This window comes from Edaphobacter aggregans DSM 19364 (assembly GCF_000745965.1).
GTDB lineage: Bacteria > Acidobacteriota > Terriglobia > Terriglobales > Acidobacteriaceae > Edaphobacter > Edaphobacter aggregans.
Map to the genome: position 1 here is coordinate 71843 of NZ_KN050788.1, position 25523 is coordinate 97365.

Here is a 25523-nt window from a genome sequence, read left to right on the forward strand (position 1 = left end):
AAGTCTCCTAACCGGCGGCACTTGGATCTCGTTTCATCTGGCCTGCCGCTAACAACACCGTGCGGTAGATTGCCGTCTGAAAGAGCTGCGTCTTATAACCGTTCTGCGAGAGCGGCGTCGCGCCTTGCATCGCCGCCTTTGCCGCCGCGCGCGCGGTGGCCTCGTCAATCGTCTTGCCCGCCAGAATGCTCTCCGCTGCTGCAGAGCGGATCGGCGTCGGTGCGGCGACGCCAAGCGCGATCGTCGCCTTCCGGCAAACATCTCCGTCCATTACCAGCACAACGCCGGCATCGGCAATCGGCCAGTCGAAGCTCTCCTTCTCGCCATATTTCTGGTAGGCCGAACGTGTACCCCGTTCCGGCGCTGGAACGAAGACCGCCGTAATCAACTCACCCGGCCGTACCACCGTCTCATTGAGCAGGCTCTTCTCCGGTGGAACATAGAACTCGCTCATCGCCACCGTGCGCTTGCCCTGCTTCGACGTCAGCTCGATCTGCGCATTCATCGCCAGCAGTGGCACCGCCGTCGAAGAAGGATGCACCATCGCACAGGTGCCGTTGTTCATAATCGCGTGATACTGATTCTCGCCCGCATGCGCGTGGCAATCGTCGCTGGTGGTCCCCTTCTTCTTGCAATCGAAGTCGCTGGAACGGAAGTACCAGCAGCGAGGCCGCTGCATCAGATTTCCGCCGAGCGTCGCCATATTGCGAATCTGCGGCGTCGCTGCATGACCGGCCGCATCTGCAAGCGCGGTGTAGCTCTTCTGGATCTCAGGATGCGCCGCGATCTCGCTCAGCGTAGAAAGCGGTCCCAGGCGCAGGCCGTCCTTTTCGGCGGTGATGCCATGCAGCGTGCTGATGTTGCGGATGTTGACCAGCTTCGGTGGCGATACGATGCCATCCTTCATCAGGTCCAGCAGATCGATCCCGCCCGCCTTGAAACAGGCTCCATCGCTGAACTGGCCAAGAGCCTGATCAACCGTCGTGCAATCGACGAACGAAAACTTGTTCATGCCTGCACCTCCTGCACCTTCCCCAGCGCGGCAAGCACACTCGCCGGAGTCATCGGAATCCTTCGCATGCGAACCCCGGTTGCGTTGTAAAACGCATTGCCGATGGCCGCCGCCAGCGTGATGATTCCCGCCGACTCGCCAATGCCCGCCGCGTCGGTCGAGCTCTGCGCAATGTAATTCTCAATCAGGACAACCTCAATCTCCGGCGTCTCGCGAGCCCCGAGAATCTTATAATTTTCCAGGTTCGCGTTCAGCATGTAGCCGCCGCTGCGATCCATAATCCGTTGCTCAAACAACGCGTACGAGATTCCCTGCAGGATGCCGCCGTTGATCTGGCTGATCACTCCCATCGGATTGATCGGCCGCCCGCAATCATGCGCCGCGAATACCTTCTCCACGTGGACCCTTCCCGTCTCCGTATCTACGGCTAGTTCGACGTAGTCCACACCTCCATACGTGATGCGCTCCTTCGCATAGTCCGCTACGCGCGTCGCCCTGGCTGAGATCTCCGCCGTAGGAAGCTTTGCCGCAGCCTGCTTCAGCGTGTAGGACCGCGACGCATCATTCTTCAGCGTCAGGCGTCCGTCTCGCAGCACCAGATTGTCCGCCGTAGTCCCCAGCCCCGGGGCAATCGCGGTGAAGAACTTCTGCTTCACCTCGTACGCCGCGTTGCGCGCCGCCGGTGAGATCGAGCCAGTGGTCACGCTGCCGCCAGAGTCCGGCCCGATCGGAAACCGCGTATCCCCGATCCGAATCACGACGTCAGAAGGAGGAATGCCGAACTCCTCCGCGACGACGATCGCGAGCATCGTCTTGGTCCCCGTCCCCAGGTCCTGAACCGCCGACATCAACTCCACCGAGCCGTCCCGCGACAACCTCACCTCGCACGACGAGTTCATGTTGACGAAGCGATACCATACCGACTGCGCAATCCCCATCCCGCGCTTGATCGGCCCCGTATCGGCTCCGGCAGGTCTTCGGTTCTTCCAGTTCGTCCGCTCCAGGATCAACTGCCGCTCCGCCCTGCGCGCCGGACTCTCATCGATCTTTTCGCGAAGCGCCAGCGGGTCCATGTTCAGCTTCACCGCAAGCTCATCGATGGTCTGTTCGAACGCAAAGCAGCCCTGCGGATGACCCGGAGCGCGAAACGCCGCGCCAGGCCCCGCGTTGATGAAGACGTCGTACTCCTCCGTAAGAAGGTTCGGGCACTTGTACAGATTCGTCGCCGGGCCCGCCGTTCCAGCGCCCGTTCCCACACCTGCCGTGCCGTAACTGGTCAGCTGGATCGCGGTCAGCGTCCCGTCAGCCTTCGCTCCAATCTTCAACGTCTGATGCGAGTCCGGCCGGTTCGCAACCAGGTGCTCCTGCCGCCGGTCAAGCATCAGCTTCACGGGAGCATTCGCCTTGCGCGAAAGATTCGCCGCCACCACGCCCTCATTGCCCGCTCCGAACTTCGCTCCAAAGCCCCCGCCCATGTACTCGGTGATCACCCGAACCTTGCTCTTCGGCAGTTTGAAGACGGCGGAAAACTCATCGCGAACGCTGGACGTGCCCTGGGTCGACGCGTACACCGTCACTTCGTCAGGCTTCCAGTCGACGACAAAACCATGGGTCTCCAGCGCCGAGTGCGTCTGCACCTGGGTGAAGTACTCGCTCTCCACAATCGCATCCGCCTCGGCGAATCCCTTCTGCACATCGCCGGCTGTCTTGCGCTGTGGCCCATGAACGTTGCCCTTTTGTGGAACATTCTTCGGGCCGCCGCCTCCACCGGCGCTTCCGGCAGCATCCGCTGGCCCAGGAAAGACCACCGGAGCGTCCTCGGCCCGCGCTGTCGCACGGTCGACCACGAAAGGCATCGTGTCGTACTGCACCTTCACCAGCTTCGCCGCGTCGTTCGCAATCTGCTGCGAGACCGCAGCAACACCTGCGATGGGTTGGCCCGCATAACGAACCACCGGATAGCGTGAAGCAATCTCCTGGCCGGGATCGCGAAGCTCTGCGACGCCATACACATGCTCGATCACGTGTACGGCGCGCACGCCCGGCAATTTCTCCGCAGCGCTTGTGTCGATCGAAACAATGCGGCCATGCGGAATCGTCGCGTTGACCATGGTCGCGTACAGCATGCCGGGCAGGTGGATGTCGGCGGTGTACTTGCCCTTCCCCATCGCCTTGGCGGGCCCATCGTAGCGGGCGGTTGGCTTGCCGATGTACGCGAGCTCCGCATTTGGCGGAAGCGGCGGAGGCTCATCCACCGGAACCGTGCGCTCCTTCCGTTGCAGGCCGTCCTGCGGAATCCCCCACACCAGGCTCTCTGTGCGCGTCGCAGGCGCCGGCTTTTCCGGGCTTGCAGACTGCTCGCTATCGTTCGTAAGGGTCAGTGAATCGAGTGCCATCTCATGCCTCTCTTCCGGTCAGCGTGACCAGGCTGGCAGCGCTATTGCGCTGCTGCGCGACATTCAGCGTCGCCTCGAAGATCTTCGGGTAGGTTCCGCAGCGGCACAGATTGCCGCTGACGGCTTGCTTCACGTCGTCCAAACTGGGATTAGGATTCCGCTTCAGCAGAGCGGCGCAGCTCATCACCATGCCCGGAGTGCAAAATCCGCACTGCATCGCATCGTGCTTCACGAACGCCGCCTGAACCTCGTGCATCGTGTCGCCGTGTGACAGCCCTTCGATCGTCGTGATCTTGCGGCCCACGGCGTCGATCGCCAGCGTCATACATGCAAGCGCCGGCGTGTCATCGATCCACACCGTGCAGGCCGAACACGAGCCGCGATCGCAGACCACCTTGGTCCCCGTCAGGCCAAGGTTATCCCGCAGCGTCTCGGCCAGAGTATAGCGCGGCTCGATCGTTACGGAATGCTCCTGCCCGTTGATGTGCAGCTTGACCGGCAGGGCGTCAGGCCCAACCGCCCGCTCCTGCTGCAATGCACTCTTCGTCTCACGCGCCAGCGCATTGGCAGACTCGATCACGGTCGTCGCAGCCGTGACACCTGCGCCCTTCAGAAACCCACGACGAGAGAACGTAGTCTTCGAAACGTCTGTCATAACGATCGCCTTTCGCGAAATCGGGACTGACCTGGTTCGAGAGGTAGAACATAGAACACTCCGAACCCACACGGACACTCTACAACCGTCCGCGCACGGCGCGCCACCGATAGCTTGTTAACGGATTAGACGGACGAAAGTCTCAAAGGGACGTCCGCATCTGCTATGCAAGAACGTCAATCTGTCCGAAGAAAAGCGAATGTCTCCGTTATCCCATTGCTGCCAAACCCCTTGTCGATGAGCCAAAGCCGCGTCGCCCACTGGAGAATCTCTCCTGTGAGCCCACAGCCATCCCCGGCTCTTTTTGAAAACCATCGGTGAAAATTAAAAACAATCGGTAAAAAATTATAGTTCAACCAATGGCAAGCGCAATTCGGCTCTGCAGCCGATCACGCCATCGTTCCTGTTCCGCAGCTCGACCGCTCCGCGGTGTGCCTGCGCGATCTGCTGCGCCAGAACCAGCCCGATGCCCGTCCCGCTCGGCTTCGTCGTGTAAAACGGCACAAACAGATTGGTCGCATTCGTAAGCCCGGTTCCATTATCCGCAATCGCGATCACGGCCTCGTTCCCCACCCGCTCCCATCCGATCTCGACGCACGCCGCTCCTCCGTTCGCCGCATCCGGACTCAGCGCCGCCTCGGCCGCGTTGCGCACCAGATTGATCAGCGCCTGCTGGATCTGGTCCGGATCGGCCAGCAGCGTCAGCTCCGCGCCGCCTGCAACCCTCACGTCCACCCTCATCTCCAGCCGCGCCACGCGCTCCGCCAGCATCGTCAGCGACACGGTCGCGAGCCGCGGAGCAGGCAGCCCCATCAGCTGCCGATACGCCTGCAGAAAGCGGTTCAGCGACTCGGCGCGGCTCTCGATCACCTCCAGCCCACGCTCGAAATCGACTCTCTGCTCCTCCCCGACCGAGGCCTGAATGCGTCCGCGCAGGCTCTCCGCAATCGACTTGATCGGCGCCAGCGAGTTGTTGATCTCGTGCCCCAGCACGCGAATCAGCCGCTCCCACGCCTGCCGCTCCTCCTCCCGCAGCGCCGCGCTCACATCCGCCAGCACTACCAGCGTGTGCGGAACGCCACGCAGCCGGAAGCCCGCCCGCTTCACCATCCATCGCGTCGCCTGCTGTCCCTTGCTCAACGACAACAACTCGTCGTCATCCGCATCGAGCAAATACGTTAGCTTCAGTTCCTCCGCTGCCTTGCCCAATGCCTTCTCGGAGTCCACTCCCAGCTCCCGCGCCGCCGCCGCGTTGATCAGCTTCAACCTGCCTCCGGGATCGAACGCCAGCACCGGCGACTGCATCGAGCTCATCACGCGCTCCACCAGCGCCATCGCCTCGATCGCTCCCGCGCGCTGCGTCTGAAGCATCGTCGCCAGTGCGTTGATCTCGATCGCCAGGTCTCCCATCGCATCGTTGCGCCGCGCCCCCCTTGCGCGAAACGAGTAGTCGTCCTCGCGCAGCGCCGCCACCACGTTCGCCAGCGTCTGCAGCGGCCGCGTAATCTGCTCAATTACCAGCGACACCGCAAACGCCCATCCGGCCGCCGCCACCGCCAGCAGAATCGCGAGGATCGTCGCATCGACCTTCTGCGCGCGAAGCAGAACCCAGCACAGCGCCAACGCGGGCAGCCCCATCAGCCACAGCCACAGACGCAGCCGCCGTTCGAAGCTCAACCGCCTTCGCGTCCTTCCCAGCGGAACGCGCTTGATTTGACGCGTCCCCGGCGGCTGCAGCCCGGACTGTGGCTCAGAGTCCATACTTCTCGATGCGCCGATACAACGCCCCGCGGCTCAACCCCAGCGCATCGGCGGCGTGGCTCACATTGCCGCCGGCACGCGCCAGCGCCTTGCGGATCAGGATCGCCTCCACCGTCTCCAGGCTCATCTCGTCCAGGCTCTGCGGTGCTCCGTTGCGCTGCATATGGAGTCCCAGATCGGCCGCCTCAATCCGCTCGCCCCGCGCCATCAACACCGCACGCTCAATCGTATGGTCCAGCTCGCGAACATTTCCCGGCCAGCCGTACTGCAGCATCTGCTGCATCGCCGCCGGCTCCAGCCCCTGAATCGTCCTCCGGTATCGCCCCGCATAGCGCGCCAGAAAGTGACCCGCCAGAGCAGGAATATCCTCACGCCTCTCCCGCAGCGGAGGAATGCTGATCTCCACCGTATTCAGCCGGAAGAGCAGGTCCTCACGAAACCGCCCCGCCGCACACTCCGCGCGCAGATCGGCGTTCGTCGCCGACAGCATCCGCACATTCACCTTTGTCGTCTTCGACGAGCCCACACGCTCCATCTCACCCGTCTCCAGCACGCGCAGCAGCTTCGCCTGCTGCCGCACCGGGATGTTGGCAATCTCATCCAGAAACAGCGTCCCGTTGCTCGCCAGCTCAAACCGCCCGATGCGATCCGCGCGCGCGTCCGTGAACGCTCCCTTTACATGGCCGAACAGCTCGCTCTCGAAGGTCCCCTCCGGCAGCGCTCCCGTATTCACAGCCACCATCGCGCGGTCGGCGCGCGACGACAGCCGATGCAGCGTCTGCGCCACCACCTCCTTGCCTGTCCCATGCTCGCCCGTGATCAGCACATTTGCGTCCGAAGGGCCCACCCGCGACATCGTCTCCACCACCGGACGCATCGCCGCAGCCGACGCAATAAAGTCCGGCGTTCCAGCCGCACGCAGAATGCGGTTCTCCGCCTCCAGCCACTGCGCCCGCCGCTGACTCCGATGCAGCTCCATCTGCGTGCGCAGAACGCTCAGCAGCCGCGCGTTCTCCCACGGCTTCTGGATAAAGTCCCCCGCCCCGCGCCGCATCGCCTCCACAGCCAGGTCAATGTTGCCCCACGCCGTCATCACGACGATCGGAATCTGCCCATCGATCTCGCGTATCCGCGCCACCAGCTCCAGACCCTCCTGGCCCGAGGTCGTATCGCGCGTGTAGTTCAGATCCACCAACACGCCGTCGAAGCTCTCTCGCGTCAACGCCTCCAGCGCCAGTGTCGGAGTTCGCACCAGCTCCAGCTCATACCCCTCCGGCTTCAGTAGCAGTCGCAGAGCCTCCAGAATATGCGCCTGGTCATCGGCGACAAGAAGCCTGTACGGCCCTCCATCCCCCGCCAGCCGCACATCCTTCGCCATCATCTCCGTAACCATGGAAGCCTCCCCCGCTACTGCCCGTTCGGGGCTACGCCCGTCCTCGCCGATTCTATCGAAATCCGGTTTGCATCCAGCGTCGTCCCAACCGAACGATCCAGTTCGATCTTCGCCTTCTCATACGCCGTCAGCGCCGCCACCAGCGCCGACTCCGCCGCCGAAAGATCCCGCCGCGCCGTCAGCGTCTGCAGGTTCGAGCCCGCCCCCAGCTCCTGCTCCTTCGTCGTAATCTCGAAGGTCTTCTGCGCCAGCTCGCGCGCCTTCCGTGCCGACTCCACCCGCGCCCTGCTCTGCTCCAGCGCATACTGCGCGTTGCGAACCTCGATGCGAATCTGCTTCTTCAGCTGCTGCATGCGCAGCTCCGCCTGCCGCGTCTCCAGCTCCGAACGGTACTGGTCCGACTTCGCCACGCGATTGCGAATCGGAACGTTCACCGATATCCCCACATAGTAGTCGGGAGCCGTTTTGTTGAAGGCATTCCGCACAGCACCGCCCCAGTCCGTCGGCAACATTGAAGGAATTCCCGCTGCCGGATTCTCCGGTCCCGCCAGCCCCGTGCCGCCGTAGTACGCCGTCAGGGCGACCGTCGGCAGCAGGGCATTGCGCGCTGAATCCCGGCTGATGCGCCGGCTCTCCAGATCGATCGTCGATTCGCTCAGCTCGATCCGATCGCGCAGCGCCAGCGCAATCGAGTCCTCGGTCGATCCCCCTGTCGGCCCCGCACCATCCGCCGCGCTCGAATCCGTAGGCTTCACCGGCATCGCCTCCAGAGTCGGATCGTCCAGATTCTTCGTCAGCGCATTCTTGATCAGCAGCTCCTGAAACTGCAGCGTCGTCTTGGCGATCGTCAGGTCCTGCTCGCGATTCGCCACCTCAGCCTCATCCTTCATCACATCCATCGCGGGAATCGCCTCGAGCGCAAGCTGCTTGCGTCCGCTGTCCAGCGTCTGCCTCGCAAAATCGAGCGCGCGGGTCTTCACGCCCTCATCCTCATACGCCGCCACCAGGTCCCAGTACATATTTGCGATCTGCGTAATCGTCGTAATCACCTGCAGCTTGAACGCCTCGTCAGAGATCCGCTGATTGTTCTTCGCAATCCGCAGAAAGCGCAGATTCGGTCCAAATCCAAACCCCGCCAGCAACTGCTGCTGCAGAGCCACGTGATAGTAGCTGTTGAGTGTCGGGTTCAGATAGCTTCGTGGGCTGTTGGTCGATTCGCGATTGTTGTCGAAGACAAACGAAAACGAGGTTCCGGTCGGAAACGCCTGCGAGTAGCTGATGTTTCCCACTGTCGTATTCTGCTGCAGCGTCTGCACGCCGTAAATCGAGATGTTCGAAAGCGGCTGCGTATAGTGCTCATTGTTGAAGCCGCCCGTGATCGCAGGATCATAGGAAGCAACGTTCGTTCCTGTACCCAGCGTCGACTGCACCAGGCCGCTCGCGCCTGATCCCGCGCCGCCCGCGCCGCCCGAGGTTCCGCCCGCGCCCGCGCCGCTCGCGCTCGGGCCGAACCCTCCCACCCCGCCCCCCGGCGTGTTCTGCACCACGCCCGTGTTCACGCCGCGAAACGATCCGCCGGCCTGCGTGCGCAGAATATCTGCCTCCGCAATCGGAATGTTGTACCGCGCAATTGCCAGATCGAGATTGTTCTCGAGCGACAGCATAATTGCATCCTTCAGGCTCAGCTCCAGCACGCCCTCGTGAATCAGCATATCCAGGCGTGGCGAATTCGCCAGGTTCGGCTGCGGCACCAGCGTCGCGCGATACGCATTGAACGGATTGTTCGAGTGCGGCACATCCAGCCGTAGCGCCGGAGCCTGCATCGTCGCCGACGCCGTCGCAGGCGCGGTCTGCGCCAGGCAAGCCGTACCCGCCAGTACCGCCGCGCCAACACAGCCTATGGGGAAAACCCTCACTGCTGCACCTCCCTCGGCGCGTTCACGGCCACCCCCGCGCTGTCGGAGTAGATCCATCCATCCCGCAGCTCGATCGTTCGCGTGCCATAGGCCGCGTTCGCCTCCGAGTGCGTCACCTGCACAATCGTCGTGCCCTGTTCGTTCAACTCCCGGAACATCTCCATAATCTCCTTCGCCTGCTTCGACTGCAGGTTCCCTGTCGGCTCATCGGCCAGCAGTAGCGACGGCTTGTGAATCATCGCCCGCGCAATCCCCACCAGTTGCTGCTGCCCGCCCGAGAGTTGGTGCGGATACAGATCCTTCTTCCCCACAATGTTGAAGCGGTCCAACGTATCGGCCACCAGCGCCTGCCGCTCCGCGCGCGGAATGTCCTTGTACGACAGCGGAAGATCGATGTTTTCCGCGACCGTCAGGTCGTCCAGCAGGTGATAGCTCTGGAACACCATGCCGATCCTCCGCCGCGCCAGGTCCGCGCGATGCTTGCGGTTCATCCGGTGCACAGCCTCGTCGTAGAAGTCGAACTCGCCCCGCCACTGATCGTCCAGCATGCCCAGCACATTCAGCAGCGAAGACTTACCCGCGCCCGAAGGCCCCATGATCGTCACAAACTCCCACGGCCGTATCGTCAGCGTCACACGCCGCAGAACCCACGTCTCCGTATGCCCAGCCCGATAGCTGCGCTCGATATCTCTCAGCTCGATCATGATTCTCCTCTATTCCGTTCGCAGCGCCTTTACCGGATCGGTCGACGCCGCTCTCTGTGCCGGAATCAAACCTGCCGTGCAAGCCGCGAACGCCAGCACGGCGACCGCTCCCATCAGCACCACCGCATCGTGGCCGCCAACGTTGTAAAGCTGCGACTGCACGAACCGCGCGCACATCCACGCCACCGGAATCCCGATGGCCAGTCCTATTCCCGCCTGCATCATCGCCTCGCGCAGCACCATTGCAACCACGCTGCCGCGATTCGCTCCCATCGCCATCCGCACACCAATCTCCGGCGTGCGTCGCGCGACCGAGTAGGCCGTCACTCCATACAATCCAACCGCCGCCAGCACCAGCGCCAGCAGCCCGAACATCAGCGTCAGCCGCGCAATCAGCCGCTCCTGATTGAACTGTCCATGAATCTGGCCCGCGAACGTGTTGTACGTCGTCACCGTCAGGTTCGGATTGATACTCGCCAGCGTGCGCCGTATCTGCGACTCCAGCCCATCCACCGAGCCCTTCGTCTGCAGCATGATCGCACCGGCATACAGCGACCGCGTATCGTCCTCCGGCTTCGTATGCGCAACCTGCAGCAGCGGCCGGAAGTACATCGCCCGCACAGGCTGTCGCAGATTGTTGTACTTGATGTCCGAGATCACACCCACAATCTCCCAGTCGCCCGCGCTCTCCATCCCCGAGATGCCGAAGTGCGCCCCGATCGGGTCTTCCCCTTTGGGAAAGAACTTCTTCACAAACGCCTCGTTCACCACAACCACTGGAGTTGAGCTGGCCGTATCATGCACCGTGATTCCTCGCCCGCGAAGCATACGATGCCCCACGATGTCGAAGTACTCCGGCCCAACCCGCAGCCACGAGGCTCCGATGTTTGAGTTCACCCCAGGCTCCGGCCGCCCCTGCAGAAAGACGCCCTCGCCCCAGTTGTTTCCTTCCAGAGGCGTATACAGCGACAGCGACGCCTTCTCCACTCCCGGAAGAGCGTGCATATCCTGGTCGATCTTGTCATACAGCGCCTGCAGTTGCTCCGTCTTATACCCCGCATTCTCCGGACTGAAGTGCGCCACCACGCGATTCTCGGTGACGACGCCGAAGTCCTGGTTCTCCAGCTTGTTCAGGCTCTTTGCCATTAGCCCCGCACCCACCAGCAGCACCAGCGACAGCGCAGCCTGCAGAATCACCAGCGACCGCTGCACCCATCCCGAGCGGTCAGCCGTCGTCCTGTTCGATCCACGCAACGCCTCCGCCGGCTGCGAGTGCGACGTCACCCACGCCGGAGCCACGCCGAAGATCAGCCCCGTCACCAGCGACAGCCCAAACGCAAACGCCAGCACCGGCAGCGACGGACTTGCGTCGATCGGCAGGCTCGTCGCGTTAGGAAACGCCATCGCCATCAGCAGCCTGCTCCCTCCATACGCCACCGCCAGCCCCGCAATCCCTCCCAGACACGAAAGCACCACGCTCTCTGTCAGCATCTGCCGTATCAGGCGCCCGCGCTGCGCGCCCAGCGCCATCCGGATCGACGTCTCCGCTCTCCGCGCCATCCCGCGCACCAGCACCAGGTTCGCAATGTTTGCGCATGCAATCAGCAGCACCAGTGCCGAGACCGTAATCAGCAGCTTCAGCCCCGTCCCGAACTCCTGCTGCATGTTCTCGATCCCCGCGCCGCCCGGCGTCAGCACTACGTGCGACTCTGCAAGATTCTTCCCCTGATCCTTCTTTTGATACAGAGGCAGCGTCGCAAGATAGTTGCGAAGCGATGCACTCATCTTCGCCTGAAGCTGCGCCAGATCCGTTCCCGGCTTTACTCTGCCCAGCACGTAAAGCCAGTTCGCTCCCCTCCTGTGCAGCAGGCTCTCCGGATGCGCCGGCCCAAACTGCGACTCCAGCGACAGCGGAATATAGAAGTCCGGCGGCGTGTCCGTCATCCGGTCGCCATAAAATCCCGGTGGCGTAATCCCAAGAATCGTCACCGGGTACGTGTTTAGCACAAACGTGCTTCCCACAATCGAAGGATCTCCCGCATAATCGCGCTGCCACGCCTGGTAGCTCATCACCACGCCCATCGGAGCTCCAATCACGTCATCCGAGAGGATGAGCAGCCGTCCTGCATACGGCTTCAGTCCGAAGACCTGGAAGTAGTTCCCACTCACCATCTCTCCGCGCGCTGCCTTCGGCAGATCGCCCGGACGGCTGCTCCTCGCCGTGATGCCTCCAAGCCCATACCCCGACTGCATCGCCGCCAGGCTCTCGAACTCCGGCGTGTTATCGCGAAGATGCGTGTACAGCTCCGAAGCGAACAGCGAGTAGTTGTTCCCGTCAGGAGTGCCGCCGTTCACGCAGCAGTCGTCCTTATCGCCCACCCGCACCAGCATCTTCGGATCGGCCACAGGAAGGTTCTTCAGCAGCACCGCGTGCACCAGCGTGAAGATCGCCGCGTTCGCTCCAATCCCAAGCGCCAGCGTCACAATCGCCGTAATCGTGAATCCCGGCGCCTTCCGCAGCTGGCGCAGCGCAAACGTCACATCCTGCATCAGTCGATTCATCTCTTGCTCCCTCTCCCGCGCAAACTGAGCTTTCCCCGCGTTATCAGGCTGCGCGCCGCAGCTCCCGCATCTCCATCGCCCGGGCAACATCCGGCCGCACCTCTTCAAACATCTGTTGCATTCCTCGCACCGGAACGCTCAGCTCCACGTTGTAGTGGCTCAGTCCGACGATGACCGTGAACCCCGGAATCTTCTCCGCACACTCCAGCCGCGCACCCATCCGCATCATCGGATCCCTCGCCTCGCTCACTTCCTCTGCATCGCTCGGCTCGCTGCGATCCGCAATCAGCCGCAGATCCTCGCCGTCGGCCTCGTAGAAGACAGCCGCGCGAACCCCCGCGCCCAACGCAACCATCACCATCACCGCCGCCGCAAAGAACGGCATCTCTCGCAGCACCTCTCTCGCCTCATCGATCACTCCCTGCATCACGGCTACACCTCCGCCATCAACTGGCTCAGCTCCCCTTCTGCAACCACCTTCCCGTCGAACAGATGGATCTGCCGCTCCGCATGCGCCGCAAACCGCGGATCGTGCGTCACCATGCAGATCGTCGCGCCCTCGTCATGCAGCTCTTTCAGCAGCTTCATCACCGCCTCGCCGTTCTTCGAGTCCAGGTTTCCCGTAGGCTCGTCCGCCAGCAGAATCGAAGGCGACCCCGCCAATGCACGCGCCACAGCCACGCGCTGCTGCTGACCGCCCGAGAGCTGCGCCGGATAGTGCCGCATCCGGTGCGCCATATTCACGCGCTCCAGCGACTCCTGCACCCTCTTCTTCCGCTCCGCCGCCGGCATCCCCGTGCGATACGTCAGCGGCAGCTCGACATTTTCCGCAACGCTCAGGTCGCCAATCAGGTTGAAGCTCTGGAAGATGAACCCAATCTCCTGGTTGCGAATCCGCGAGCGGTCCGCAAAATCCAGATTCGCGACCTCGTTGCCATTCAGCTGGTACCTTCCCGCCGTCGGCGTATCCAGCAGCCCGATGATCGAAAGCAGCGTCGACTTCCCGCAGCCCGAAGGCCCCGACATCGCCACATACTCCCCCCGCTCAATCTGCAGGTGCACGCCCGACAGAGCATGCGTCTCGATCTCATCCGTGTAGAACACCTTCGTCAGCTGCTCGATCTCGATAATCGTCTCTACCATCTGCTCTCTCCTTATCGTTCCCGGCTATGCGCCTACTCGAGGCGAATCCTGTCTGTGTTGTCCCAACGGCTCATGTCCGAAAGGATGACCGTGTCCCCGCTCTGCAATCCCTCGATCACCTGGATCGCATTCACCGATGCCTTGCCAACCTTCACCGGAACCCGAACCGCCGTCTTCCCATCCGGGCTCAGCTTGAACAGCGTGATCGTGCTGTTCTCGTTCCCGAACGCTGGCCTGCCCACGTACAACACATTCGCCATGCGATCCAGGTCGATCGTTCCGTCCACGCTCAGGTCAGGCCTCGCCCCTTGCGGCAGCGCGCCTTCCAGTTCTACGTCCACAGTCACCGTTCCGTTCACGACCGCGGGATCAATTCGTATCACCTTGCCGTCAATCACCCCGTTATGCGTGTCGATCTCCGACGGCTGCCCAATCTGAATATCCCGCGCCTGCGTCTCCGCAATCTTCAAACTCGCCTTCAGCTGATCCGGCTGCACCACCTTCGCCAGCGTCGTTCCCGGAGCAACGTGCTCTCCCACCTGATGCGGAAGATCCACCAGCACGCCGCTGATCCCCGCCTTCACACTCAGCGCATCCTGCTGCTTCTGCTTCAACGCCAGCAGAGCCTGCGCCTGCGCCACCTTCGTCTGCTGTACCGCAATCTGCGTTTCGATCGCCTTCTCGTTCACCGCCAGCCGCTGCTTCTCGATATCGGTGCGCGTCGTCAGCTCATCGGCCTTGCCCTTCGAAGCACTGTACGTCAGCCCGCTGATCACGCCCAGGTCATACAAGCTCTTGTCCGTCTGCGCCTGCAGCTTCGCCTGGTTGTAGTCCGCGCTCACCGTCGCCGCCGCGGCCTTCTGGGTCATCAAATCGCTGTCCAGCTTCGCCTTCACGTTCATCAAATCCGTCTGCGCCGCCTTCAACTGCAACTGCGCATCCAGCAGCTCCTGCTGCACCGTCGGATCCACTAGGTCCATCACCACCGTATCCGGCTCCACCTTCGCGCCCGGCAGCACACGAATGCGAACCACCGTCGCCTCCGTCTCCGCCGGAATCAGCCGAATCCTGTCCTCGCGCGGAACCAGCGAGCCCGGCCCCCGCACCTGCCGCAGCAGCGGGCCCTGCTTCACCGCATCCGTCCACACCGTCGCGCGATCCACTGTCGGTGCCGCCGGCTTCAGCCGCGACACAAACCACGCCGCCGCCCCCAACACCACCACCGCAATGCCTCCGGCGATCCACTGCCGCCGAATCTTCCTCTTCTTGATATCTGGTCTCTGTATGTCCATGCGCTGTAAGGATTCGCACGTGTTCTGCCAACCTCGCGCACCAGATTTCAATCACTTGCGGCAAGCCCACTCCTTCCCGCTGTCCGCAATCGAAATCCACTGTCCGGTACCGGACAGCCGTGGACACTTGGGACACTCGGCCCGCTCACCTAACTCATCAACCACAACCAACACACCTCAGGACGGGCAATACCCGTCCTGCGGTGGTCCCTGGTTGACCCGTTGTAACCTTACCCTTGTCATCCTGAGCGAAGCCGCGAAGCGGCGCAGGCGCAGTCGAAAGGACCTGCATTTTTGTCCGCGAGCCACGAGCCTCATCCAGTGAATCCCCGACCGAGCCGAAAGGTACAAATGTCTGGGCCACGCCTTGTTCGGCGTCCATTCGATCCAGGCGAGGGCGACACGAGCCCGAAATCTTTGTCAAGCCACTGCCGAATCGACCCTCTCCAGTAAGTCAAACAAAATAAATAGGTTACATCGAAAAAATAAAACCCGCAAAAAGCGCCGATTAATGACCTTCCGGTCGCTATACTTTAAACAGACTCAGGAAAGCCCCGGACTTAACGCCGGGGCTTTCTCCTTTAGAATCAAGATTTTGATACTTAAGCCATCTGGAATCTATATTTTATCCTGTTTAAATCGCATAAACGATTGAAACAAAGTAACTTATCGGAACAAGGGGGGGGAGGGGGGTCAGTACCCGATGTCTCTCAGAGCCTTCTCCCCAAGCCGCTCCTTCAACTGCTCCAGATAGAGACTAGCCGGCGCAACCGCGACACCGTCAGAATCCAGAACTCCCTGTGGAAGCAGGGGCATCGGAGGCCCCGGATCGAACGTCGGCCGCGGCTTCCTCTGCTGCTCCCCGCGATTCCCAATCCCCCAGTTCGTCGCTCCCGGCGGCGACTGGATCACAAACGACTGCGCGGTATTGTTCCACGCCACGCCCCAACCCATCGTCCATCCGTGGCCCGAACCCATCGCGCCCCGGTTCATCAGATCGATTCCGCCCTCCGGAACCTCCGTGCTGTCCACCAACAGTCCGGTTGACCACCGCTGATGCGGCTGCACATGCCCGTCGCCGTGAAACACGCAGTTCAGCACCACATTTGGCCCCTGCTTCCGCGCTCCGGTCGCAATGTAAAAAACATTGCTCTCCGTGACCGTCGACCGGTCGACAAGAATCTGCGACCCGTCGATCGAAAAATCCGCCGACTTCGCCGCCCCAATCAGCGGCTCAGCCTGCGTAATATCGACCCGCGTCACCGTAACCCGCTGCGTCTCGTGGTCCATATTCACCGGCCCAGTCGTGTTTAGAATCCGAACGTTGCGAACCCAGCCGTCCTTCACAGACTTCATCGAAATCCCGTTGAAGTGCTTGTCGTTCAACGTAACCTTGCGAGCAGGAGCAACAATCCGCAGGTTCTCAACACCAACCTGCTCCAGCAAACCAGTCTCGGAGACCTTCGCGACCGTAGTTCCATCGGCGCCAAGAAGATTCGCATCGTAAGAATCCGCAAGCGGAACCTCGAACACCAGCTGCTTGCCCTTCACAGCAGCGATCCTGCGCTCCGCCTTGATGTCGCCGCCAACCCAGGTCTGCTTCTTGCCGCCACGAACCATCGAGTCCATATCCATAAAGTGGACCCACTTCTCCGTCGAAGGCCGAACAATCTGGACCAGATCGCCCGCACGAAAGCCCGAGGCATCGCGAACTGCAAACGACTTCGCGCCCGCCGGAACATAAGCATCCGCAACCGTCGTCGCCGCTCCAACCGTCGAGATTCTGCTCTCACCAGCCAGCAGAAACGCCACATGCGGATCGCCTGTCATCTCAACAACGGTCTCCTTCTCGCCCGCGCCGCTGCCGCGAACAACAACGCCATTCGCCGCGATCTTCACCGTCGAGCTGACGTGATACGTTCCCGGCGCAAGCAGCACAGCAGCACGAAATCCACCCACAAGCGGCAGCTGCGAGACCTCATCCACAGCCGCCTGGATCGCCACACTATCATCAGCGCCCGAAGGAGACACCCTCTTCTTCACCGCAACATCCGGAATCCGAACGCCGCCGCCCATATAACCGGCATAAGAGAAGTCGAGGATGCGATCGCCCCGGTCCGTAGTCTTATACGTCAGCTTGCCCAAGCGGTCCAGATGCGCCCAATCGCTCCGTCCCGAAGGCTGCTGCGCCACCGCAGCCACCGCAAGCGCCAGTCCAGCCGAGACCCGCAACGCAGAAGAGCGTATGGCAGAAGAGAAGACAGGCGTCATCGCGCGACCTCCTCCTCAACCTGCTCCGTCTGCCAAGCCTCGCCGTCCGGGAAGCTGTAACGCTCCAGTGACTCAGGCTTCATCTCAATGCTGTAACCCGGCTTCTCCGGCATCCGATAACCTCCGCGGCTGATTCGCACCGGATCGACGAAGTGCTCGTGCAGATGATCGACGTACTCGATCACGCGGTTCTCCATCGTCCGCGACACCGACACAAAGTCGAACGCCGACAGATGCTGCACGTGCTCGCAAAGCCCAATGCCTCCAGCATGCGGACACACCGGAACCCTGAACTTCGCGGCCATCAGGAGGATCGCCAGGTTCTCATTCACGCCCGCAACCCTGCAGCTGTCGATCTGGCACACATCGATCGCCTTCGCCTGAAACAGCTGCTTGAACATCACCCGATTGTGGCAGTGCTCGCCCGTCGCAATCCGTATCGGCGCAACCGCCGCACGAATCCGCGCATGCCCAACAATGTCGTCCGGACTCGTCGGCTCCTCCATCCACCACGGATCGAGTTCGCCAAGCGCGCGCGTCCTCGCGATGGCCTCCTCAACGCCCCACTTCTGGTTCGCATCGACCATCAGCCTGTTCGTCCACCCGATTTCCTCGCGAACAATCCTTCCGCGACGCAGGTCGTCGGCCGCATCGCCGCCCACCTTCAGCTTGAAGTGCGTCCAGCCCGCCGCCAGCGCCTCATGGCTCAGCGCACGAATCTTCTCGTCGCTGAACCCAAACCACCCCACCGAAGTCGTATACGCCGGATAACCTTCACGCTCGAGCAGAGCAATCCGCTCCGCCTTCCCGTGCTGGCCTTCCTCCAGAATCTCGCGAGCCGCACCGCGCGACAGAGCGTCGTCGATGTAACGAAACTCAACCGCCGAAAGAATCCGCTCCGGCTCCAACGACGCCAGAAGCTTCCACAGCGGCTTGCCCTCGGCCTTCGCATACAGATCCCACACAGCGTTGATCAGCGCGCCCGTCGCCAGATGAATGACGCCCTTCTCCGGACCCAGCCAGCGGAACTGGCTCTCGTCCGTCAACTGCCGGCAGAACGCAGCCATATCGGCCGTCATCGAGTCCAGCGTCCGCCCCTTCACAAACCGGCCAAGATACTCGAGCGCCGCAACACAAAGCTCCGTGCCCCGCCCCAGCGTAAACGTCAACCCATGACCCTCCAGGCCAGCGTTGGTCTCGAGCACGCAGTACGCAGCCGAGTAGTCCGGATCCTTATTGACTGCATCAGAGCCAATGCTCTCTCTTGAAGTCGGAAACCTGAGGTCTACAACTCTCATCCTGGTAACGGTGATTGGGCTCACTTCGAGTGGACGCATCCTTTCGACAAGTCTTAAGCGCGCTGCTTAGCAGAGAAGCAGTCCCCGGAGATAAGCGTTCCGACCGACCCACTGCATTTCTATTCGCGGAATAGAGCATTTGTCAATGAAACACCTAACCCTAGCTCTAAACTATCCGCAAAAGTCCGCCCAATTTCCTGAGTTTGTTATGTAAAAAATAAGTTTCATTCTTGACAACTGATTCTTCAACTCGTACAAACCTCCTTGCACGAAAAAATGCCAGAGGCAATCCTCCCTCTCCTCCTGTTCCTAACCAGCAAAGGACTCGAACGAACGATGAATGCAATCAAAGTGAGCCGGCGCAATATGCTGCTCGGCACAGGAGCCTCCCTCGCCTCGCTCGCTGTCAGTGGAAACGCCCAGGCTCCCGCCAGGCCCGCAACGCCTCCCGCAGGCGAGCGCGACCCCTATCCCGTCGCCCCCACGCCGGACCAGCTCCGCCGCATGCAGTGGTGGCACGCCGCAAAGTTCGGCATGTTCATCCACTTCGGGTCCTACAGCCAGTACGGCCGCCACGAGTGGGCCATGGAGACACAAGCAATTCCGCTAGCCGAGTACCAGCAGTTCCCCAAAGAGTTCCACCCCAAGCCCGGCTTCGCGCTCGCTTGGGCGAAGCTGGCAAAAGCCGCCGGCATGAAGTACATGGTCATGACCACCAAGCACCACGAAGGCTTCTGCAACTGGGACACCAAGCTCACCGACTACTGCGCCACCAAGCAAGGCCCCGGCCGCGACCTCGTCCGTGAGTACGTCGATGCCGCTCGCGCTGAGGGCCTCCACGTCGGGTTCTACTACTCCCTGATGGACTGGCACCACCCCGACGGCGCCCGCTGCGCCCAAGATGAGGAGGCGCGCAAGCGCTTCGTCGCCTACACCCACGGCCTCATCCGCGAACTGCTCACCAACTACGGCAAGATCGACATCCTCTGGTACGACGTCTCCTGGCCGCTCGACGCCGCCGGCTGGGAGTCCGAGAAGATGAACAAGATGGTCTTCGAGCTGCAGCCGGACATCATCGTCAACAACCGCAACAAGCTCCCCGGCGACTTCTCCACGCCCGAGCAGAAGATCGTCGCCGAGACCGGCGGCCGCGCCTGGGAGTCCTGCATGACGCTCAACGACTCCTGGGGCTTTCAGCGCGCCGACGACAACTGGAAGTCGGCACGCACCGTTCTGCGTAATCTCATCACTTGCGTGCGCGACGGCGGCAACTACCTGCTCAACATCGGACCGCGCGGCGACGGCTCCATCCCCGAGGAGTCGGTCCGCATTCTCACCGAGGTGGGCAAATGGATGGATGCGAACGGCGAGACCATCTACAAATCCGACATCTGCGAGCCGCGACGCTCCAACTACGCCAGCTTCACCCGCACCGGCAACACGCTCTTCATGCACGTACACTTCTGGCCCGGCGGCGATGTTGCAATCTCCGGCCTCACCGTCAAGGTCAAGTCCGCGTGCTTCTACAAGAGCGGCCAGCAGCTCAAGTTCACCCAGGACCCCTACCGAGTGCACATCACCAGCTTCCCGGCCGAGGCGCCTGACTCGCCCTTGACCACCATCGCGATCGAATGCGACGGCGAGCCCAAGCAGGACACCAACTTTGTGCGCATCAATAAGCCGCGCGATGGCGTCTAGCTCCTGACGGTTTCAGCCTCTCCAGAGACCCTGCCGAAGCAGCATTCCGGCAGGGCTTATTTTTTGCTCTTTGCGGCGCGCCGCCTCTTCGGGACAGCTGAGGCCTCGATGTCCGTTGACTCCGTCAGGGCTCCCATCGCCTCGGAGATCTGCCTGCTCGCCTCGGCCAGCGCGTCGACCACCTGCGGAACCCCGATCGTGTCCTCGATGCGCTTCACATAAGGCACCGTCAATCCGGCGATCGCGTTGCCCTGCGAGTTCAGCACCGGGAAACTGATGTTCACCACGCCCGTGACCTCGTAGCTGGCGCGGCGCTCGTACCCGCGAGCGCGAATCTTCGCCAGGTGATCGTCCAGATCGGCGGGCTTCTTCTTCTGCGTCTCGCGGACCCACTCCTGGATCGCGCGTTCGGTGGCGTCCTCGGTCTGGTGAGCGAGGATGACGTGGCCTGTCGCCGCGTGCATCAGGTCTACCTTGGAGCCGACCTTGACGTAGAAGCCGGTGGACTCCGGCGAGTCCACCTGCGCGAGAATCACGACGTGTCCGCCGTCGAGCACGCCAAGATGGCACGACTGACGTAGCTGATGCGCAAGCCAGTGCATGATCGGCGTCGCCTCGGTCACCATGCGCTTGGTCGGCGGATGCTCCTGCCCCAGGCGGAACAGCCGCAGCGTCAGGTGGTAGCGATCCTTGTTCGCCGACTGCGCCAGGTAGCCGCGATGCTCCAGACACAACAGCATGCGGAAGATCTCCGACATCGTGCGGTTCAGCCGGCGCGCCACCTCGCTTACCGTCATGCCCTCCGGCGTCGCCGCGAAGAGTTCCAGGATGTCCAGGCCCTTTTCGAGCGCAGGAGTCGGATAGTAGCGTTTCACTTGCGGTTTGGTTGTCACAGGTCGAGGCGCAGTCGATCGCATTCCACACAAGGTAACAAAAGGACTTTTGCATGTAAAACCGTCTCTAAGCGGAATGGCATGCGTGAGCCGCAGCCTGCAATCGAGCTTCGAGGACGAACCCTTCGTCCGTCTCGGTCAGACGCTGCCCGGACGCTCAAAACAAATTCCACGCAGAGCAGTACCAGCTAGTAGCATGGGGACGCGTGGCCATCACCCCACATCCCCCTCCGCAAACCGCCCGGGCCATCCCGCGCCGCCGCTGGAGGATCGCCTGGCTCCTTGGCCTCGGCGTGCTGGTCAACTACTTCGACCGCGTCAATCTCTCGGTCTCGTACGCCGCCCTCACGACAACCTTCGGCATCACCGCCGTCACCTTCGGTTATCTCTCCGGCGCCTACAACTGGACCTACGCGCTCTGCCAGCTTCCCATCGGCGTCATCCTCGATCGCTTCGGCATCCGCCGCGTCGGCCGCCTGTCCATCATTCTCTGGAGCGTCGCCTCCTTCGCCGCCGCCCTCACCCCCAGCATCGGTGGCTTCTTTGCCGCACGTTTCCTGCTTGGAATCGGCGAAGCCTCCACCTTCCCGGCCAACGCCAAGGCCATCGGCTACTGGTTCCCGCCCCAGGAGCGCAGCTTCGCCACCTCTGTCTTCGACGCAGCCGCCAAGTTCGCCTCCGCCATCGGCGTCCCGCTCATCGGTATGCTTCTTCTCCGCGTCGGATGGCGGCTCAGCTTCGCCGCTACCGGAGTCGTCAGCCTGCTTTACTTCTTCCTCTTCTGGCGCATCTACCGCGATCCCGCCGAAGACCCGCAGCTTTCCGAAGCAGAACGAGCCTACATCGCTGGCTCCGCGTCGATTGCTAGGGAAACCAATCCAGAGGACAGAGCTTCGCTCGGCTACCTGCTCCGCCAGCGCAAGGTCCTCGGCATGGCGCTCGGCTTCGGCGCCTACAACTACGTCTTCTATCTCCTGCTCACCTGGCTCCCCAATTACCTTTCGAGTGCCCTCGGCATCGACCTGCTCCACTCCTTCCTGTACACCGGCGTCCCCTGGCTCTTCGCGACGTTTACGGACCTCGTCATCGGCGGGTGGCTGGTTGATGAGCTTGTCCGTCGCGGCTTCGACGGCAACCGCGTCCGCAAGATCGTACTCATCGGCGGAACGGCCTGCGGTCTTGGAATCATCGGAGCGGCCAACGCTCACACCGCCGCGCGCGCCCTCGCCTGGATCAGTCTCTCGCTCGGCGGACTCGCCGCCGCCGCGCCCGTAGGCTGGTCCATTCTTTCGCTGATCGCGCCGCGCTCCAGCGTCGGAACCGTCGGCGGCATCATCAACTTCTCCAACCAGCTCTCAGGAATCGCCGCGCCCATCGTCACCGGATACCTGGTCGCCCGCTACCATTCCTTTGCGCTGGCATTTGCGGTCTCCGGTGTCTACCTGCTTGTCGGAATCGCCGCCTACATCTTCATGGTCGGGAGAATCGAGCCGGTTCCTCCGCAGCCCCGCCCCTCCGAGTTCTAGTGCGAGGTTGCTTGAGAGGAGGGCCCATAGTGCTTGACTCTGCCCGTCCGCGAGTTCTCCACATCGAAGCTGCCATCGCCGCTTCCCACCAGCTCAATAAAATTCCCATCGCCCGGCCTCTCGAGATTGGCGATGTACTCGTCTGCCGTGTTGTCGTCCTCGCCGCTCTCTTCGGAGAAGTGCAGCTGCCACAGCGTCTCAAGACCAAGAGCACGCTGAACCGTTTCGATCACCGAAGGAGAGCCCCCCTTCTTGGCTCCGTTGTCCATAATGGCCACTCGCGCTTTGATCGCCTGCACAAGCGCTGGACTCGAGCTCTGGTTCCACCCGTGGTGCGACACGATGTACACGTCCACCTTGCCCAGCCGGTTCACCGGGCACATCAACTCCATCTCCTTGGCCCACGTCAGGTCGCCCAGGTCCAGCACCTTCAGCTTGCCGAACGTGATCGCCACCCCCACCGAGCGCGCGTTCTCTGTCGGATCGGCCGGCCTCGTCTCCGTGTCCTTGCAGTACTGGTTCGCCTCTCCACCGCCCTCCAGCGCACTCTCGATCAGCTTGCCGTCGGCGCTCACCACGGTGGCCTTCATCCCCACGATCGGAAGCACGTCTCCCGGTTTTGCCCGAATCCGCTTCGCCTTCGCTGCGGCAAGGGTCTTCTCATAAGTGGCGTAGTTCTTTTCAGCGGCCCCGCCCTCCTCGCGGTTCGGGCCATGGTCGATGAACGCGCCCACCGGCATCCTGTCCAGGAGCTGCGGCACCCCTCCCACGTGGTCATCGTGGTAATGCGTGATCAGCACGTAGTCGATCTTCTTGATCCCCGCGTCTTTTGCCGCGGCAACGATCCTGTCTGCGTCCCTGCCATCATTGCCGGCCCAGCCCGTATCGATCAGCAGCGCCTGTCCTGCCGGAGTGACAAACAGAGTCGCCTGCCCGCCCTCCACGTCCACGAAGTAAACCTTCAGCTTTCCTCCGCCACCCTTCGGGCTCTGCATCCATCCGCTGGTCCCCGCTAGCAATCCAGCAACCGCGATCGTGCTCAAAAGCCGTTGCCATCTCATCGTGTCCCCACCGTTGCGCGTGTTGCGCCTGTCGAAATACCGCCATCCACCAGCAACGTCTGTCCCGTTATGTACCGGCTTGCCTCTGAGGCCAGAAACACAACTGCCCCGTCCAGATCGTGAGGCTCCCCCGGACGTTTCATTGGAATGCGGTCCACCAGATAATCAACCCAGTCCTTGTTCTCGTACAGTACTTTGTTCTGTTCCGTGCGGAACCATCCCGGAGCCAGGCAGTTCACCGTAATCCCATACCGTCCCCAGTCATCGGCAAGACTCATCGTCATCTGCCGCACGCCGCCGCGGCTGGCGCCATACGGAGCAAGCCCCGCGTAGCCAAACACGCTCGTCACCGACCCGATGTTGACGATCCGCCCATACCCGTACATCATCATCCGCCGCGCCACCTGCTGCGCTACAAAGAAGCTCCCGCGCAGATTCGTGTTGACCACCAGGTTCCAGTCCTCCCACGTCACCTCAAGCGCCGGCTTGCGCACGTTGCATCCGGCATTGTTCACCAGGATGTGAATCTGTCCGCAGGCCGCCTCCGCCGCCTCCGCCATCCGCTCGATGCTCCCCAGCTCCCGCACGTCCAGCTCCAAGGGAACCGCTCTCCTGCCCAGAGCCTCGATCTCCCGCACAAACGGCGTCAGATCATCCTTCCTGCGGCTGGTCACAATCAGGTCCGCTCCAGCACTGGCCAGCGCGCGGCCAAAGTACTGCCCAAGTCCCCGGCTTGCCCCAGTTACCAGGGCAGTCTGGCCAGTCAGGTCAAACAGTTTCTTTTTTGAAACTTCGTCGGTCGAGCTCATCGTTCGCTGCCCGCCCCCTCCCGCGGATCCAGCACTACCTTCATCACATTCGGCTCGCGACCATACAGCCGCTCAAACCATCGCGGCCCGTCCGTCAACGGAGCCACTGCCGTAATCAGCGGCGCAACCTTGATCGTTCCCTCCGCAATCAGCCGTATCGCCTCCGGATACTCCCCGGCCGACGCGCACGACCCCTGCAGCCGTATCTGCCGCGTCACTACCTTTTGCAGCGGCAGCGTCACCGTCGGAGCAATATTGCCCACCAGCACCACCGTTCCGCCCTTCCGCACGCACTCGATCGCGGATCCTACCGTCTCATCACGCCCCACCGCCTCAAACACCACATCCACGCCGCGTCCCCCGGTCAGCCGCATCACCTCGCTCACCAGCGCCTCGCCAGAGGCCTCGATCGCCTCATCCGCGCCTACATCCGCCGCAAGCTTCAGCCGAGTTGCGTCGATATCAGCCGAGATCACTCGCGCGCTGTCCGCCGCCCGCGCCGCCTGCAGTACCAGCAGCCCGATCATCCCCGCTCCAATCACCATCACCGTCTCGCCGCCGCGCATCTCCGCCAGGCGCACGGCATGCAGCGCCACCGACACCGCCTCCAGCATCGCCGCCTCCGAGAAGCCTAGCGCGTCCGGCAGCGCGTAAACGATCCTCGCCGGAACCGCGATGTACTCGGCAAACGCCCCAGCCCTCCGGTACTCTCCGCACGAGACGCCCATCACCTGCCGCTGCTCGCAAAGGTTCACCTCGCCTCGCATGCAGAAGCTGCACTCCCCGCAGAACACCGTCGAGTCGAACGTCACGCGATCGCCCACGGCGAACTCGTCAACACCCTCGCCAACCGCCGCGACCACCCCTGCAGCCTCATGCCCCATCACCACCGGCGGAATCCGTCGCCCCGACGAGCCGTCGTATCCATGCACATCGCTCCCGCAGATCCCGCATGCGGCCACGCGAACCAGAACCTCGCCCGGCCCCGCCTCCGGCACAGGAAGATCCACGACCGCAAGGTGGCGGTACTCCTCAAGAAGGAGGGCCTTCATCATCTCCACAGGGTCACCTCGATGCTCAAGAGTACATCGCAGGTGCCGTTCTCACTCAAGAAAATAAGCGAAGAGAAATCG

General features: G+C 62.3%; 19 protein-coding genes. 2 read left to right on the forward strand and 17 right to left on the reverse strand.

Annotated features, from left to right (window positions below; genetic code table 11):
* Positions 1-7: 7 nt before the first annotated feature.
* The 13 genes from Q363_RS32065 to Q363_RS32125 form a co-directional block, all read right to left on the reverse strand.
* On the reverse strand, positions 8-1012 hold the full coding sequence (locus Q363_RS32065) for an FAD binding domain-containing protein (RefSeq protein WP_035358879.1): 1005 nt from the start codon (positions 1010-1012) through the stop codon (positions 8-10).
* A complete protein-coding gene (locus tag Q363_RS32070; protein WP_084080988.1) occupies positions 1009-3408 on the reverse strand; it encodes a xanthine dehydrogenase family protein molybdopterin-binding subunit in 2400 nt (799 codons plus the stop codon). Before Q363_RS32070 ends, Q363_RS32065 begins: the two co-directional genes overlap by 4 nt.
* Position 3409: 1 nt before the next feature.
* On the reverse strand, positions 3410-4063 hold the full coding sequence (locus tag Q363_RS32075) for a (2Fe-2S)-binding protein (RefSeq protein WP_084080989.1): 654 nt from the start codon (positions 4061-4063) through the stop codon (positions 3410-3412).
* 345 nt (positions 4064-4408) lie between these two features.
* Positions 4409-5824, reverse strand: coding sequence for a sensor histidine kinase (locus tag Q363_RS32080; protein WP_051979637.1), 1416 nt, complete (start codon positions 5822-5824; stop codon positions 4409-4411).
* Positions 5814-7217 (reverse strand): sigma-54-dependent transcriptional regulator, encoded by a 1404-nt coding sequence (locus Q363_RS32085; RefSeq protein WP_051979638.1) that lies wholly within the window; start codon positions 7215-7217, stop codon positions 5814-5816. The genes Q363_RS32080 and Q363_RS32085 overlap by 11 nt, the downstream gene beginning before the upstream one ends.
* A gap of 14 nt (positions 7218-7231) precedes the next feature.
* Positions 7232-9133, reverse strand: a complete 1902-nt coding sequence (locus tag Q363_RS32090) for a TolC family protein (RefSeq protein ID WP_035358880.1) — start codon at positions 9131-9133, stop codon at positions 7232-7234.
* Positions 9130-9837 (reverse strand): ABC transporter ATP-binding protein, encoded by a 708-nt coding sequence (locus Q363_RS32095; RefSeq protein ID WP_035358882.1) that lies wholly within the window; start codon positions 9835-9837, stop codon positions 9130-9132. The genes Q363_RS32090 and Q363_RS32095 overlap by 4 nt, the downstream gene beginning before the upstream one ends.
* Before the next feature lie 9 nt (positions 9838-9846).
* Positions 9847-12399 (reverse strand): ABC transporter permease, encoded by a 2553-nt coding sequence (locus Q363_RS32100; protein WP_245632614.1) that lies wholly within the window; start codon positions 12397-12399, stop codon positions 9847-9849.
* A 43-nt stretch (positions 12400-12442) separates the two neighbouring features.
* Positions 12443-12829 (reverse strand): hypothetical protein, encoded by a 387-nt coding sequence (locus Q363_RS32105; RefSeq protein WP_035358883.1) that lies wholly within the window; start codon positions 12827-12829, stop codon positions 12443-12445.
* A gap of 2 nt (positions 12830-12831) precedes the next feature.
* Positions 12832-13542 (reverse strand): ABC transporter ATP-binding protein, encoded by a 711-nt coding sequence (locus tag Q363_RS32110; RefSeq protein WP_035358884.1) that lies wholly within the window; start codon positions 13540-13542, stop codon positions 12832-12834.
* A 32-nt stretch (positions 13543-13574) separates the two neighbouring features.
* On the reverse strand, positions 13575-14834 hold the full coding sequence (locus Q363_RS32115) for an HlyD family secretion protein (RefSeq protein ID WP_035358886.1): 1260 nt from the start codon (positions 14832-14834) through the stop codon (positions 13575-13577).
* A gap of 693 nt (positions 14835-15527) precedes the next feature.
* A complete protein-coding gene (locus Q363_RS32120) occupies positions 15528-17105 on the reverse strand; it encodes a hypothetical protein (protein ID WP_051979639.1) in 1578 nt (525 codons plus the stop codon).
* The gene (locus tag Q363_RS32125) at positions 17102-18427 is read right to left on the reverse strand and encodes an enolase C-terminal domain-like protein (protein WP_211256478.1); all 1326 of its coding nucleotides are present in this window, start codon (positions 18425-18427) and stop codon (positions 17102-17104) included. Before Q363_RS32125 ends, Q363_RS32120 begins: the two co-directional genes overlap by 4 nt.
* Positions 18428-18739: 312 nt before the next feature.
* On the opposite strand from Q363_RS32125, the gene Q363_RS32130 reads away from it, so the two are divergent.
* Positions 18740-20101, forward strand: coding sequence for an alpha-L-fucosidase (locus Q363_RS32130; protein ID WP_245632615.1), 1362 nt, complete (start codon positions 18740-18742; stop codon positions 20099-20101).
* A 56-nt stretch (positions 20102-20157) separates the two neighbouring features.
* Here Q363_RS32130 and Q363_RS32135 read toward each other — a convergent pair whose 3' ends face one another.
* On the reverse strand, positions 20158-20976 hold the full coding sequence (locus Q363_RS32135) for an IclR family transcriptional regulator (RefSeq protein ID WP_245632616.1): 819 nt from the start codon (positions 20974-20976) through the stop codon (positions 20158-20160).
* A 224-nt stretch (positions 20977-21200) separates the two neighbouring features.
* Here Q363_RS32135 and Q363_RS32140 point away from each other — a divergent pair, with 224 nt between their 5' ends.
* Positions 21201-22520 carry an MFS transporter gene (locus tag Q363_RS32140; RefSeq protein ID WP_245632617.1) on the forward strand — a complete coding sequence of 440 codons (1320 nt, stop codon included), beginning with the start codon at positions 21201-21203 and terminating at the stop codon, positions 22518-22520.
* Here the strand turns inward: Q363_RS32140 and Q363_RS32145 are convergent.
* The 3 genes from Q363_RS32145 to Q363_RS32155 are packed head-to-tail and all read right to left on the reverse strand — an operon-like array spanning position 22517 to position 25445.
* The gene (locus Q363_RS32145) at positions 22517-23563 is read right to left on the reverse strand and encodes a ComEC/Rec2 family competence protein (RefSeq protein WP_245632618.1); all 1047 of its coding nucleotides are present in this window, start codon (positions 23561-23563) and stop codon (positions 22517-22519) included. The two genes, Q363_RS32140 and Q363_RS32145, sit on opposite strands and share 4 nt — an antisense overlap.
* 14 nt (positions 23564-23577) lie before the next feature.
* A complete protein-coding gene (locus Q363_RS32150) occupies positions 23578-24390 on the reverse strand; it encodes an SDR family NAD(P)-dependent oxidoreductase (protein WP_035358891.1) in 813 nt (270 codons plus the stop codon).
* Positions 24387-25445, reverse strand: coding sequence for a galactitol-1-phosphate 5-dehydrogenase (locus tag Q363_RS32155; RefSeq protein WP_245632619.1), 1059 nt, complete (start codon positions 25443-25445; stop codon positions 24387-24389). The genes Q363_RS32150 and Q363_RS32155 overlap by 4 nt, the downstream gene beginning before the upstream one ends.
* Positions 25446-25523 lie beyond the last annotated feature (78 nt).

Coding starts and splice junctions, on each gene's coding strand:
- Q363_RS32065 (WP_035358879.1), bottom strand. CDS start 1,012: ATGAACAAGTTTTCGTTCGTCGATTGCACGACGGTTGATCAGGCTCTT.
- Q363_RS32070 (WP_084080988.1), bottom strand. CDS start 3,408: ATGGCACTCGATTCACTGACCCTTACGAACGATAGCGAGCAGTCTGCA.
- Q363_RS32155 (WP_245632619.1), bottom strand. CDS start 25,445: ATGATGAAGGCCCTCCTTCTTGAGGAGTACCGCCACCTTGCGGTCGTG.
- Q363_RS32115 (WP_035358886.1), bottom strand. CDS start 14,834: ATGGACATACAGAGACCAGATATCAAGAAGAGGAAGATTCGGCGGCAG.
- Q363_RS32095 (WP_035358882.1), bottom strand. CDS start 9,837: ATGATCGAGCTGAGAGATATCGAGCGCAGCTATCGGGCTGGGCATACG.
- Q363_RS32150 (WP_035358891.1), bottom strand. CDS start 24,390: ATGAGCTCGACCGACGAAGTTTCAAAAAAGAAACTGTTTGACCTGACT.
- Q363_RS32075 (WP_084080989.1), bottom strand. CDS start 4,063: ATGACAGACGTTTCGAAGACTACGTTCTCTCGTCGTGGGTTTCTGAAG.
- Q363_RS32085 (WP_051979638.1), bottom strand. CDS start 7,217: ATGGTTACGGAGATGATGGCGAAGGATGTGCGGCTGGCGGGGGATGGA.
- Q363_RS32120 (WP_051979639.1), bottom strand. CDS start 17,105: ATGACGCCTGTCTTCTCTTCTGCCATACGCTCTTCTGCGTTGCGGGTC.
- Q363_RS32130 (WP_245632615.1), top strand. CDS start 18,740: ATGAATGCAATCAAAGTGAGCCGGCGCAATATGCTGCTCGGCACAGGA.
- Q363_RS32110 (WP_035358884.1), bottom strand. CDS start 13,542: ATGGTAGAGACGATTATCGAGATCGAGCAGCTGACGAAGGTGTTCTAC.
- Q363_RS32100 (WP_245632614.1), bottom strand. CDS start 12,399: ATGAATCGACTGATGCAGGATGTGACGTTTGCGCTGCGCCAGCTGCGG.
- Q363_RS32080 (WP_051979637.1), bottom strand. CDS start 5,824: ATGGACTCTGAGCCACAGTCCGGGCTGCAGCCGCCGGGGACGCGTCAA.